The sequence below is a fragment of the Pseudomonas sp. LAP_36 genome, assembly GCF_019456785.1.
GTDB classification, from domain to species: Bacteria; Pseudomonadota; Gammaproteobacteria; order Pseudomonadales; family Pseudomonadaceae; genus Aquipseudomonas; species Aquipseudomonas tritici.
The window spans coordinates 163,188-176,628 of the sequence record NZ_JAHZMS010000008.1; the positions used below are offsets into that span (position 1 = coordinate 163,188).

Genomic DNA, 13,441 nt, shown 5'->3' on the forward strand with positions numbered 1-13,441 from the left:
CCTGATACAAACCCCATGTGGGAGCGGGCTTGCTCGCGAAGGCGTGTCAGTCAGCCTATGCATTTGGCTGATCCACGGCCTTCGCGAGCAAGCCCGCTCCCACATTATTGACCTGCATTCATGCAATCGGATGATCAGTGGTTGTAAGCCCGCTCGTTATGCTCGGCGAGGTCCAGCCCCATCTCTTCCACCGATTCATGGGCACGCAGACCGACCAGCGCATTGACCACCTTGAGGATGATCCAACTGATCACAAAGCAGTACACCGTGGTCAGCAGCACGCCCTTGAGCTGGGCGACTACCTGGCCGCCCATGGTCACGCCTTCCACCAGGCCGCCCATGGACGGTACGCAGAACACCCCGGTCAACACCGCGCCGATCATGCCGCCGATGCCGTGCAGGCCGAACACATCGAGGCTGTCGTCGTAGCCGAAGCGGCGCTTCAACACGGTCACGCTCAGGTAGCAGAACACCCCGCACAGCAAGCCGATGGCCAATGCACCGCCGACACCGACATAAGCGCACGCCGGGGTAATCCCCACCAACCCCGCCAATGCACCGCTGGCCAGGCCAAGGGCGCTGGGCTTGCCGACCTTGAACCACTCAGTGAACATCCAGCCGAGAATCCCGGCGCAGGCGCCCAACTGAGTGTTGAGCATGACGATGCCCGAGGTGCCGCTGAGGCCGCCACCGGAGCCGATATTGAAGCCGAACCAACCGACCCAGAGCATCGCCGCGCCGGCCATGGTCAGGCTGAGGTTATGCGCAGGCATCGGCGTGTTCTGGTAGCCCTTGCGCTTGCCGAGGATCAGGCACGCGGCCAGCGCGGCCACACCCGCATTGATGTGCACGGCAGTACCGCCGGCAAAATCAAGCACGCCCCAGTTATGCATCAAGGCCCCCGAACCGCCCCAGACCATATGCGCCACCGGGGCATAGACCAGGGTGAACCAGATGGCCATGAACAGCAGCGCCGCCGAGAACTTCATGCGTTCGGCAAAGGCGCCGGCGATCAGGGCCGGGGTGATGATGGCGAACGTCATCTGGAAGGTCACGAACACCCCTTCCGGGATATCCCCCACCAGGCTCTCCGGGGTCATACCTGCCAGGAAGGCCCGGCTGAGGCCGCCGACAAAACTGTTGAAGGTCACCTGCCCTTCGACCATGCCGGTGGTGTCGACCACCATGCTATAGCCGTAGATCACCCACAGCACGCCCACCAACCCGGCGATGCCGAAGCACTGGGTGAACAGCGAAAGCATATTTTTCGCACGGACGAGGCCACCGTAGAACAGCGCAAGCCCTGGCAAGCACATGAACAGCACCAGCACGGCGGCGGTGACCATCCAGGCGGTGCTGCCGGTGTTCAAAGTGGGTGCATCAGCGGCGTACGCCAAGGGTGCAAAGGCACCGGCCACTAATAAACCGAAGAGGGATTTGCCGAGAAGACGATTGACCATGTTCAAAGCTCCTGCAAAAGAAATGTGTAGGAGCGACCGTGCTCGCGAAAAACGCGCAGGCAACGTGGGCATCCAGAATGCCTGCGTTATCGTTGACGACCTTCGCGAGCAAGCTCGCTCCTACAGGGGGGTAAACTCAGTAGCCGGAACCGGGTACCCAACGGGTCCCCGCCAGCGGTACCCGGGCCATGGCGGCCGACTCCACGGTCAGCGCCACCAGGTCCTCGGGGTCGAGGTTGTGCAGGTGCGATTTGCCGCACGCACGCGCCATGGTCTGTGCCTCCAACACCATCACCCGAAGGTAGTTGGCCAACCGCCGCCCGCCTTCCACCGGGTCAAGGCGCTTGGACAGCTCCGGGTCCTGAGTGGTGATGCCCGCCGGATCGCGGCCGTTCTGCCAGTCGTCGTAGAAGCCGGCGGCCGAGCCGATCTTTTTCAGCTCCGCGTCCAGCCGTGGGTGGTTGTCGCCCAGAGCAATCAGCGCCGCCGTGCCGATGGCCACCGCGTCCGCGCCCATCGCCATGGCCTTGGCCACATCGGCACCATTACGAATCCCGCCCGACACGATCAACTGGACCTTGCGGTGCATGCCCATCTCTTGCAAAGCCTGTACCGCTTGCGGGATGGCCGACAAAATCGGGATGCCCACATGCTCGATAAACACTTCCTGCGTCGCGGCGGTGCCGCCTTGCATGCCGTCGAGCACGATCACATCGGCACCGGCCTTGACCGCCAGCTTCACGTCGTAATACGGCCGGCTCGCGCCGATTTTCACGTAGATCGGTTTTTCCCAATCGGTGATTTCACGCAGCTCGGCAATCTTGATCGCCAGGTCATCCGGGCCGGTCCAGTCCGGGTGGCGGCAGGCGCTGCGCTGGTCCACGCCGATGGGCAAGGTGCGCATGCCGGCCACACGCTCGGTGACCTTCATGCCGAGCAACATGCCGCCGCCGCCGGGCTTGGCGCCCTGGCCGAGGACGATCTCGATGGCGTCGGCCTTGCGCAGATCATCCGGGTTCATGCCGTAGCGCGACGGCAGGTACTGATACACCAAGTGCTGGGACTGGCCGCGCTCTTCCGGGGTCATGCCGCCGTCACCGGTGGTGGTGCTGGTGCCGGCGATGGTCGCGCCACGGCCCAGGGCTTCCTTGGCGTTGGCCGACAACGCACCGAAACTCATGCCAGCGATGGTCACCGGGATCTTCAGGTGGATAGGCTTCTTGGCGAAGCGATTGCCGAGGATCACATCGGTGCCGCACTTCTCGCGATAACCTTCCAGCGGGTAGCGCGACACGCTGGCGCCGAGCAGCAGCAAGTCATCGAAGTGCGGCAGCTTGCGCTTGGTGCCGCCGCCGCGAATATCGTAGATGCCAGTTTCGGCGGCACGCTGGATTTCCTGGATGGTCAGGCGGTCGAAGGTGGCCGACTCGCGCAGGACCGGAGGGGTTTGTTCAGTCATGGTGGAGCTCCTGATCAGTACGCGGAGGCGTTATCGACTTTGAAGTTGTAGAGTTGACGGGCCGAGCCGTAGCGCTTGAAATCTGCCGCCTGGTGGGCGAAACCGGCGCGGTCGAGCAGTTCCTGCAGCTCGTGCAGGTGTTCGCTGCGCATCTCTTTTTCGACGCAGTCCGAGCCCAGGGACTCCACCGTGCCTTTCACGTAGATGTGGGTTTCGTAGAGCGAATCGCCCAGCGCATCGCCGGCGTCGCCGCACACCACCAGACGCCCGGCCTGGCCCATGAAGCAGCTCATATGGCCGATGCTGCCGCCGACGACGATGTCGATGCCCTTCATGGAAATCCCGCAACGCGCCCCCGCGTCGCCCTCGATCACCAGCAGACCGCCATGGGCCGTGGCCCCGGCAGCCTGGGACGCGCTGCCTTTGACGCGCACAAAGCCGGACATCATGTTCTCGGCGCAGCCCACGCCGACATTGCCGTGCACGGTGATCGAGGCCTGTTGGTTCATGCCTGCGCAGTAATAACCGGCGTGGCCCTCGATATCGATGGACACGGCCTGGTTCACGCCCACGGCGAGATTGTGCTTGCCGTTGGAATGGGTCACGCGCCACTCGTTGTCGATGGCCTGGGCGTGCAACGCCTGATTGAGGTCACGCACGGTGGCGGTGGAAAGATCGATGGTTTTCATGTGTGCGCTCCTTAAGCTGCTGACTCGCGTTCCCAGATGTACAACGTGGCCGGTGCCGGCTCCCAGATCCGCGCGTTCTCGATGCCCGGCAGGCTCGACAGCGCCTGGTACTCGGAGGCCATGGCGACGTAATCGTCGGTCTCGGCGAGGATCGCCGGCTTGCACGCAATCGGGTCGCGGATCACCGCAAAGCCGTTGCGCGTGCCGATGGCGAAGGTGAAGAAGCCGTCGAGGTCTTCCAGGGAATGGTCCAGCGCCTCTTTGAGCGAATCACCCTGTTGCAGACGCCAGGTCAGGTAGCCGGCGGCGACTTCGGTGTCGTTGTCGGTTTCAAAATGGATGCCTTCGCGCTTGAGTTCCTGGCGCAGGCGGAAGTGGTTGGACAGCGAGCCGTTGTGCACCAGGCACAGGTCGGCGCCGGTGGAAAACGGGTGGCTGCCTTCCATGGTCACCGCGCTTTCCGTGGCCATGCGCGTATGGCCGATGATGTGGCTGCCCTGCATGTTGGCCAGGCCGAAGCGCTGGGAAATCTCCTGGGGCAGGCCCATGCCCTTGAGGATCTCGATACTCTGCCCGGCGCTCATGATGCGCACGCTCGGCGCCAGTTCGGCCAGGGCCAGGCGTACCGGGGCTTCGTCGGCGTGGATCTTAAGTACAGCGGCGCTGGCGTTCTGGAACCAATCCAGGGAACAGCCGAGGCGCCCTTCCAGCTCGCCCATCAAGCCTTTCCAGTCGAAGGCTTCGGTGGTGGCTTGCAGGGTCAGCTTGACCCAGCCATCGGCGACTTCATCGCCGTAGATGGCGAAACCGGCGCTGTCCGGGCCACGGTCGGTCATGGCTTGCAGCATGGGTTCAAACAGCTTGCCGAGCTGGGGTTCCAGCTGCGGATTCTTCAGGTACAGGCCTACGATTCCACACATAACAAGTCTCCGTCACACGGTGTCAGAAAAATTCGGTGTAGCGCTGGATTTCCCAGTCGCTCACATGGCGGCTGTACTCCACCCACTCCATACGCTTGAGCTTGATGAACTCACCCACAATCTGCGGGCCGAGCACTTCGGCGAACAGCGCGTCGGCTTCCAGCGCGTCGCAGGCTTCCTTGAGGGACTGCGGCAGGGTCTTGATGCCGCGCTCGGCGATCTGCTCGAGGCTCAGGCTGTAGAGGTTTTCGTTGCAGACGTGGTCGATTTCCAGCTGGCGATCGATACCGTCCAGGCCCGCGGCGATGATCGCGGCGCTGACCAGATAGGGGTTGCAGCCTGCATCCGGCAGGCGAAATTCCAGGCGACCGTACGGCACGCGCACCATGGCCGAGCGATTGTTGGCGCCAAACGCGATAAAGGCCGGGGCCCAGGTGGCGCCGGACAACGAGTTGCCGACCACCAGGCGCTTGTACGAGTTGACGGTGGGCGCAGCGAACGCACACAGCGCCGGGCCGTGGGCGAGCAAGCCGGCGGCGAAGTGATAGGCGAGTTTCGACAAGCCCATGCCGCTCGGGTCGCTGGCGTCATGGAACAGGTTTTTGTTCTCGGCGCTGCTGATCGACAGGTGAAAGTGCATACCATTGCCGGCGCGTTTCGGGTCGGGCTTGGGCATGAAGGAGCAGATCATGCCCAGGTCATTGGCGATCTCGCCGGCGGCCATGCGGAAGAAGGTGAAACGGTCGGCGGACGTCAGGGCGTCGCTGTAGGTGTAGTTGATCTCGAACTGGCCGTTGGCGTCTTCGTGGTCGATTTGATAGACCTCGAAATCCACCGCCTGCAAGGCTTCGGTCAGGCGCTCGAGGAACACCCGCGAACGCGACAGGCCCTTGTAGTCGTAGCAAGGCTTGTCGAGGTTGTCGCTGGGGTCGACCAATTGCAACGTGCCCTGCTCGTCACGGCGCATCAGATTGAACTCGGGTTCGAGGCCGGTGTTCAGCGTCCAGCCCTTGTCCTGCAGGCGCTGCACTTGTTGCTGCAACACGTAGCGGCTGTCGTAGGGGTGGGGTTTGCCGTCGACATGGCCGACGCACACCACGCGCCCATAACCTGGCTGCCAGGGTACCGGGGTCAATGTCGACAGATCGCCGCGCGCCATGAAGTCCGGACCGTGGGGCTCCATGCCCATGCCGCTGATGGCAAACCCGGCAAACCCCGCGCCCTCTTCGGCCACCGTCTTGAGCCCGCAGATGGGCACCGACTTGGTCTTGGCCGCACCGTGTATATCCACAAACTGCGCAAGCACGTACTTGATCCCGTGCTTGTCGATGATGCGCTGGGTTTCTGCTGGCAACATTGCGTGTCACTCCTCGCGAAAGGCAAAACCGTGTGGGTGGGCCTAGGCTGTCTTTTTATTCCTAAAAAGAAAGTTAGTTTCCCTACAGGAATGCAATACCCTTGCCAGATTCGCGGACGGCTGTTTGACGTGCCGGTGAAAGCGCTTTTGTGCTGTATATATGGGAAAATTCTTTTCCCTGCAGGAATACGTACAGCAGGGTGGCCTTTAAGCGCCAGACGTTGCACTTTCCCAGTGCGAAAATAATATTACTGAGCGGAAACCGTGCAGGAGCCGATGATCATGTCCACCGAAACCGCCCCGCGCCTCAAGCTCGAGCAATACCTGGGGCTGCAGATCAAACGCCAGCGCCAGGCCCAGGACCTGAAGCTATCTGACGTGGCAAAAATTGCCGATATCAGCCAGGGCATGTTGAGCAAGATCGAGAACGCCCAGGTCTCCACCAGCCTCGATACCTTGAGCCGCCTGTGCGATGTGCTCGGGCTGCCGCTCTCGAAATTATTCAGCGAATACGACCAGCAGGATGGCAGCGCCTTGCTGGTCAAGGCCGACCAAGGCATGGAAGTGGTGCGCCGGGGGACCGAGAAGGGGCATACCTATCACCTGCTCAACCATACGCGCGGGCCGAAGAAGAGCTTCGAGGCGTACATGGTCAGCATGGATGACGCCAGTGAGGAGTTTCCTACGTTTGCGCACCCAGGGACCGAGTTTCTGCACCTGCTTGAAGGGGAGCTGATTTATCGCCACGGCAACCAGTTGTATCGCATGGAGGCCGGGGACAGCCTGACGTTTGAGGGCGAGATTCCCCATGGGCCTGAGGAGTTGGTGCGGGTGCCGATTCGGTTGTTGTCGATCATGAACTACGGTAACGACAAAGAGTGATGAACGAACCGAGAGCGGCTCTGCTGTGGGAGCCTGATGGGTATCTGCACATCTTTTTTTAAAGGCACATGAGCACCTTGTAGTGAGCGGGCTTGCCCCGCGCTGGGCGGCGAAGCCGCCCCAGTAAAAACATCGCCGAGTTCCAGATACGACCAAGTCGCCTGTTTTGGGGCGGCTTCGCCGCCCAGCGCGGGGCAAGCCCGCTCACTACAGTTTTTGCAGAGACCTATGACCATCGCAGGCAAGCCAGCGCCCACCTTTGATCGCATTGGACCTCCCCGTCGCCCCGCAAAAAATTCCCCCCAGTTAAAAATCTTTCCCAAACCCCCTAGACGCCCCGCCTTCATTCCCCTATAAAGCCACTTCAGGAATATTTTATTCCCCACAAGAAAACGCGCTCAAGGAATGAGCCTGCTGTCCTCAGACATTTTTTCGCTATGCGATGAGCTGCCGCCATCATCCCGAGGACGTGTCATGCAACACGAAAAAAACCATTTCATCATCAAGGTGACGTGCCCCGCCGTGTCCGGCATTGTCGCTGCCGTCACCACTTACCTGGCGGACAAGGCGTGCTACATCGGGGAGATGGCGCAGTTCGACGATGACTTCAGCGGCCGCTTTTTCATGCGTGCGGTGTTCCGCTTCAACGATGGCCACGAAGGCAACCTGCAAGAGATCAGAGACGGTTTCGCCGATGTCGCCCAGGCCTTCGACATGCAGTGGGAGCTGCACGACACCCGCGAGCCGATGCGCGTGATGCTGATGGTGAGCAAGTTCGACCACTGCCTCACCGACCTGCTCTACCGATACCACAAGGGCGAGATGGACATGACCATCACCGCCATCGTCTCCAACCACCTCGATCTGCGGCCGATGGCCGAGCGCGAGGGCATTCGCTTTATCTACCTGCCGGTGTCCAAGGACAACAAGGCCGCGCAGGAAGCCGAGTTGATGAAGATCGTCGACGACACCCGCACCGAACTGGTGGTGTTGGCGCGCTACATGCAGATCCTCTCCGACGACCTGTGCCGGCAACTGTCGGGGCGGGCGATCAATATCCACCATTCGTTCCTGCCCGGTTTCAAGGGTGCCAAGCCCTATCACCAGGCCTATCAACGCGGCGTGAAGTTGATCGGTGCCACCGCGCACTACGTGACCAGCGACCTGGATGAGGGCCCGATCATCGAGCAGGAAGTGCAGCGTGTCGACCACGTGTACAAGCCCGACGACCTGGTCGCCATCGGTCGCGACACCGAAACCGTGGCCCTGTCCAAGGCGGTCAAGTACCACCTGGAGCACCGGGTCTTCCTCAATCAGGACAGAACGGTGGTGTTCCGGTGAACGCGCATAAACTGATCGACGGCAAAGCCGCCGCCGCACAGGTGCTGCTGCAAGTGCGCGAGGACGTGGCGCGTCTGCATGGGCAGGCTATTCAACCGGCGCTGGCAGTGATCCTAGTGGGCAACGACCCGGCCAGCCAGGTGTATGTGCGCAACAAGATCCTGCGCGCCGAAGAGGTGGGCATCCGCTCCGTGGAGCATCGCCTGCCGAGCGATACCAGCACCGAACAATTGTTGATCCTGATCGGCCAATTGAATGCCGAGCCGGCGATCCACGGCATCCTCCTGCAATTGCCGTTGCCGGCGCAGATGGACGAACTGCGCGCCCTGGAGGCCATCGCGCCGGACAAGGACGTCGACGGTTTTCACAGCCAGAACGTCGGCGGCCTCAGCCAAGGGCGCGCGGTGCTCACGCCGTGCACCCCAAGCGGTTGCCTGTACCTGTTGGAGCAAACCTGCGGCGACCTGCGCGGGAAGCACGCGGTGGTGATCGGCCGCTCGAACATCGTTGGCAAGCCCATGGCCGCGCTGCTGCTCAAGGCGGATTGCTCGGTGACCGTGCTGCATTCGCGCAGCCACGACGCCCAGGCCCTGTGCCGCCAGGCCGATATCGTGATCGCTGCCGTGGGCCGCGCCCGCTTGATTGACGCGAGCTGGTTGAAACCCGGCGCGGTGGTAATCGATGTCGGCATCAACCGCATCGACGACGACGGCCGCAGCCGCCTGGTGGGTGATGTCGACTTCGACAGCGCCCTGCCCCATGTCGCCGCCATCACCCCGGTGCCCGGCGGTGTCGGGCCGATGACCATTGCCTTCCTGATGAAAAACACCGTGGCCGCCGCCCAGGCGCAACACCACGCCCTACGCAGCCAATCGGAGGCCGTATGCCATTCAATCTATTGAAATACGGGCTGAGTTCCGAGTACCCGGTGGAGGTGGACCTGCCACCGCCCAAGGAACTCAAGTCGAGTTACGACGTGGTGATCATCGGCGCCGGTGGCCACGGCCTGGCGACGGCCTACTACCTGGCCAAGTACCACGGCATCACCAATATCGCGGTGCTGGAAAAGGCCTACCTGGGTGGCGGCAATACCGCGCGCAATACGGCGGTGATTCGCTCCAATTACCTCACCAGCGAGGGCGTCCGGTTCTACGCCGAGTCGGTGAAGATGTTCCAGTCGCTGTCCAACGAATTCGATTTCAACATCATGTACTCCGAGCGCGGCCAACTGACCCTGGCCCACACCGACGCCACCGTGCGTTCGTTCCGCCAGCGCGCCGAGGTCAACAAGCACTTCGGTGGGCGTACCGAGATGATCGATCGCCAGCAGATCCGCGAGCTGGTGCCCAGCCTTAACCTCGACCCCGGCCACCTGCCAGTGATCGCCGGGCTCTGGCATATCGACGGCGCCACCGCGCGCCACGATGCCGTGGCGTGGGGCTACGCCAAGCAGGCGGCCAAGCGCGGCGTGGAAATCCACCAGCTCACTGAAGTGCAGGATCTGGTCATCGAAAACGGCACTATCACCGCCGTGAAAACCAATCGCGGCACCATCAAGTGTGGTTGCGCGGTGCAGGCGATTGCCGGGCACAGTTCGCTGCTGATGGCCAAGGCCGCCATCCGCTCGCCGATCCAGACGTTCCCGCTGCAGGCCATGGTCACCCAGCCGTTCAAGCCGTTCCTCGATCCGCTGGTAAGTTCCTCGGCGCTGCACTGCTACGTGCAGCAAACCAGCCGTGGCGAAGTGGTGTTCGGTGGCGGTTCCGACCCGTACCCGCTGTTCAACACGCGCTCGACCCTGGACCTCAAGGAAAGCCTGTTGGCCCATGCCATCGAGATGTTCCCGTTCCTGGCTAACGCCAAGTTGATGCGCCAGTGGGCCGGGATCACCGACATGACCCCCGACTACAGCCCGATCATGGGCCTGTCGCCGGTGAAGAATTACTACCTCGACGCCGGCTGGGGCACCTGGGGCTTCAAGGCCACGCCGATCTGCGGCAAGACCATGGCCGAGCTGGTCGCCAGCGGCGGCAAGGTGCCGGACTTGATCAAACCCTTCGGCCTCGAGCGCTTTTCGACCTTCCAGCAAGTCAACGAAATGGGCGCCACAGCGGCCAGCCACTGACGGAGAGCAGACGATGAAAATCATGATTTGCCCGCTCAACGGGCCGCGCAATATCAGCGAGTTCACCTACGGCGGTGAATTCAAACCGATGCCCGACCCGCTGACCTGCAGCGATGCCGAATGGGCCGACTACGTGTTCAACACCGACAACCTTGCCGGCGTGGTGCGCGAATGGTGGATGCACACGCCGTCCAGCTACTGGTTCCTCGCCGAGCGCCACACGGTCACCGACGAGATCGTGCGCACCTTCGATCCGCGCGAAGTGTTCACCACCCGCGTCGACTTCACCACCGCCAAGGAGATCGCCGGATGAACCGCCTCCCCGCCCCCATGGGCCTGCTGATCCAGCGTGACCAGCCACTCGACTTCAGCTTCGACGGCCTGCCCTACCAAGGTTTGCAGGGCGACAGCATCGCCAGCGCCCTGCTCGCCAACGGGCGCTTCCTGATGTCGCGCTCGTTCAAATACCACCGCCCACGCGGCCCGTTGACCATGGCCGGCCAGGACGCCAACAGCCTGGTGCAACTGCCTCGCGAACCCAACGTATTAGCCGACGCCCACGCGCTGTCCGCCGGCTTGGCGGTGACGGCGCAGAACGTCAACGGCTCGCTGGACAACGACAAGGACGCCTACCTGGGCAAGTTCTCCAAGTTCATGCCGGTGGGTTTCTACTACCGTTCGTTCTACAAGCCCAAGGGCATGTGGAAAGTCTGGGAGCCGATCATCCGCAAAAAGGCCGGCCTGGGCGTGCTCGACCTGACGTTCCAACCCGAGTACTACGACAAGGCCTACCTGTTTACCGACCTCGCCGTGATCGGCGCCGGCCCCGCTGGCCTGCAGGCCGCGCTGACCGCCGCGAATGCCGGCGCCAAGGTGCTGCTGATCGAGCAGCAACCGATCCTCGGCGGGTCGCTGACCTACGCGCGCTTCGATATTGCCGGCACCCGTGCCGACACCTTGCGCCGCGAGTTGCTGGGCGCGGTGCAGCAACACGCGAATATCCAGGTGCTCACCGACGCCACCTGCAATGCCTGGTTCACCGACAACTACCTGCCGGTGATCCAGGGCAAGCGCCTGTACAAAGTGCGCGCAAAACAGTGCCTGGTGTGCAGCGGTTCATTCGACCAACCGGTGGTCTTCCGCAACAACGACCTGCCGGGCGTGATGCTCACCAGCGCCGCGCAACGCCTGATGAAGCTGTATGCGGTCAAGCCCGGCAAGCGCGCGGTGGTGCTCACCGGCAACGATGACGGCTACCTGGCCGCCCTCGACCTGCATGACCAGGGCGTGGACGTGGCCGCCGTGATCGACCTGCGTCACGCCCCGGCGGACAAAGCCCTGCCGGGCGCCCTGGCCCAGCGCAAGATCGCGTGCCTGAGCAACAGCACGGTGTTCGAGGCCCTGCATGAAAAAGGCCTGCGCCATGTGAAGGGCGTCGACGTGCGCCAGATCACTGGCCAGGGCCAGGTCAGCGCCAGCGGGCAAGTGATCGACTGCGACCTGCTGTGCATGTCGGCCGGTTATATGCCGGTCTATCAGTTGCTGTGCCAGGCCGGTGGCAAGCTGGCCTATGAAGACTCGCGGGCGGAGTTCAGCCTCAGTGGCCTGCCGCGCAATCTGGGCGTGGCCGGTTCCGTACACGGTCGGCATCAACTGGACAATGTGCTGACGGATGCGACCAACGCCGCCGCCGACAGCCTGCTCGCCCTCGGATTGAACAGCTCCAGCCCGCCTGCAGCGCTGCGCCCTGAAGCTCAGGTCAACTTCCCCTGGCCGATCTTCCCGCACCCCAAGGGCAAGGATTTCGTCGACTTCGACGAAGACCTGCAGGTGGCGGACATCGTCAACGCCACCCGCATTGGCTACCGCGATGTGCAGTTGGTGAAGCGCTATTCCACGGTCGGCATGGGCCCGTCCCAGGGGCGCCACTCAGCGCTGCCGACCGCACGGCTGGTGGCCTGGGCGACCCAGCGCACTATCAGCGAAACCGGGGTCACCACCGCACGGCCGCCGTTCGTGGCGGAGAAACTCGCGCATGTCGCCGGACGCGCCTTCGCCCCCTACCGCCAAACACCGATGCACGCGCGCCATGTGCAAGCCGGGGCGAAGATGATGCCCGCCGGGATCTGGCAGCGCCCGGCCTATTACGGCAAGGCCCAGGACCGCGAAGCGTGCATGCAGGCCGAAGCGCTGCACGTGCGCAACAAGGTCGGGCTGATCGATGTGTCCACACTCGGCGGTCTCGACGTGCGCGGCCCGGACGCCGCCGAATTGCTCAACCGTATGTACACCTTTGCGTTCCTCAAGCAGCCGGTGGGCCGTTCGCGTTATGCGCTGATGACCAACGAGCACGGCGTGGTGATCGACGACGGCGTGTGCGCGCGGCTGGCCGACAACCATTTCTACGTCACCGCCACCACCAGCGGCGTCGATCGTATTTACCAGCAGATGCTCAAGTGGAACGCGCAGTGGCGCCTGGATGTGGACGTGACCAACGTCACCGCCGCGATCTGTGCGGTCAACGTGGCCGGGCCGGACTCGCGCAAGGTGCTGGCGCAGGTGTGCAGCGATCTCGACCTCAGTGCCGAAGGTTTTCCCTATCTGGGCGTGCGCCAGGGCACGGTGGCCGGGATCAAGGCACGCCTGCTGCGGGTCGGGTTCGTCGGCGAACTGGGCTATGAAATCCACGTACCGGCACGCCACGGCCTGGCGTTGTGGGACGCGTTGATGGCGGCCGGCAAGGCCTTTGACATTCGCCCCTTCGGCGTCGAGACCCAGCGCCTGCTACGCCTGGAAAAAGGCCACGTGATCATCAGCCAGGACACCGATGGCATGACCCACCCGGCGGAAATCGACATGGGCTGGGCAGTCAGCCGCAACAAGCCGTTCTTCGTCGGCCGCCGCTCGGTGGACATCCTCGAAGCCCAGCCGCTGAAACGCAAACTGGTGGGCTTCAGCCTGCCCAAGGGCAGTGTGCAACCGCTGGAAGGCCACCTGGTGCTCAACGGCGCGGACATCAGCGGCAACGTCACCTCCTGCGAATACTCCACCAGCCTGGGCCGCATCATCGGGCTGGCCTACGCCGGGATCGACCAAAGCACACCGGGGCAGCGTATTCCGATTCGCGTCGAAGGCGGCATCGTCGTCCAGGCCGAGGTGGTGCAACTGCCGTTCTTAGACCCCACTAACCAACGCCAGGAGGGTTAAG

11 protein-coding genes are annotated in these 13,441 nt (G+C 63.0%); 6 read left to right on the top strand and 5 right to left on the bottom strand.

All coding sequences use genetic code 11. The annotated features are described in order from the left end of the window. Nucleotides 1-134: 134 nt before the first annotated feature. From JBO08_RS22910 to glnT, 5 genes are all read right to left on the bottom strand, one after another. Nucleotides 135-1,460 (bottom strand): ammonium transporter, encoded by a 1,326-nt coding sequence (locus tag JBO08_RS22910; protein ID WP_043205169.1) that lies wholly within the window; start codon nucleotides 1,458-1,460, stop codon nucleotides 135-137. Between the two features lie 136 nt (nucleotides 1,461-1,596). After that, nucleotides 1,597-2,919, bottom strand: coding sequence for an FMN-binding glutamate synthase family protein (locus JBO08_RS22915; protein ID WP_012723552.1), 1,323 nt, complete (start codon nucleotides 2,917-2,919; stop codon nucleotides 1,597-1,599). A 14-nt stretch (nucleotides 2,920-2,933) separates the two neighbouring features. Next, nucleotides 2,934-3,608 (bottom strand): protein glxC, encoded by a 675-nt coding sequence (locus JBO08_RS22920; protein WP_065872261.1) that lies wholly within the window; start codon nucleotides 3,606-3,608, stop codon nucleotides 2,934-2,936. Between the two features lie 11 nt (nucleotides 3,609-3,619). Beyond that, the gene (locus tag JBO08_RS22925; RefSeq protein ID WP_012723550.1) at nucleotides 3,620-4,528 is read right to left on the bottom strand and encodes a glutamine amidotransferase family protein; all 909 of its coding nucleotides are present in this window, start codon (nucleotides 4,526-4,528) and stop codon (nucleotides 3,620-3,622) included. A 22-nt stretch (nucleotides 4,529-4,550) separates the two neighbouring features. After that, entirely contained in the window at nucleotides 4,551-5,885 is a 1,335-nt protein-coding gene (gene glnT / locus JBO08_RS22930) for a type III glutamate--ammonia ligase (protein WP_065889295.1), read from the bottom strand. Nucleotides 5,886-6,167: 282 nt separating this feature from the next. Between glnT and JBO08_RS22935 the strand changes: the two genes are divergently transcribed. The 6 genes from JBO08_RS22935 to JBO08_RS22960 all read left to right on the top strand — a co-directional run bounded on the left by JBO08_RS22935 (nucleotide 6,168) and on the right by JBO08_RS22960 (nucleotide 13,440). Continuing rightward, nucleotides 6,168-6,767, top strand: coding sequence for a helix-turn-helix domain-containing protein (locus JBO08_RS22935; RefSeq protein ID WP_027603577.1), 600 nt, complete (start codon nucleotides 6,168-6,170; stop codon nucleotides 6,765-6,767). Between the two features lie 474 nt (nucleotides 6,768-7,241). Continuing rightward, nucleotides 7,242-8,108: a formyltetrahydrofolate deformylase gene (purU, locus tag JBO08_RS22940; RefSeq protein ID WP_065945932.1), complete on the top strand. Its 867-nt coding sequence runs from the start codon at nucleotides 7,242-7,244 to the stop codon at nucleotides 8,106-8,108. Beyond that, a complete protein-coding gene (gene folD / locus JBO08_RS22945) occupies nucleotides 8,105-9,010 on the top strand; it encodes a bifunctional methylenetetrahydrofolate dehydrogenase/methenyltetrahydrofolate cyclohydrolase FolD (RefSeq protein WP_220074974.1) in 906 nt (301 codons plus the stop codon). The genes purU and folD overlap by 4 nt, the downstream gene beginning before the upstream one ends. Continuing rightward, nucleotides 8,992-10,233, top strand: coding sequence for an FAD-dependent oxidoreductase (locus JBO08_RS22950; RefSeq protein WP_220074973.1), 1,242 nt, complete (start codon nucleotides 8,992-8,994; stop codon nucleotides 10,231-10,233). Before folD ends, JBO08_RS22950 begins: the two co-directional genes overlap by 19 nt. A 13-nt stretch (nucleotides 10,234-10,246) precedes the next feature. Continuing rightward, a complete protein-coding gene (locus JBO08_RS22955) occupies nucleotides 10,247-10,546 on the top strand; it encodes a sarcosine oxidase subunit delta (protein ID WP_012723544.1) in 300 nt (99 codons plus the stop codon). Beyond that, nucleotides 10,543-13,440 (top strand): 2Fe-2S iron-sulfur cluster-binding protein, encoded by a 2,898-nt coding sequence (locus JBO08_RS22960; protein ID WP_220074972.1) that lies wholly within the window; start codon nucleotides 10,543-10,545, stop codon nucleotides 13,438-13,440. Before JBO08_RS22955 ends, JBO08_RS22960 begins: the two co-directional genes overlap by 4 nt. Nucleotide 13,441 lies beyond the last annotated feature (1 nt).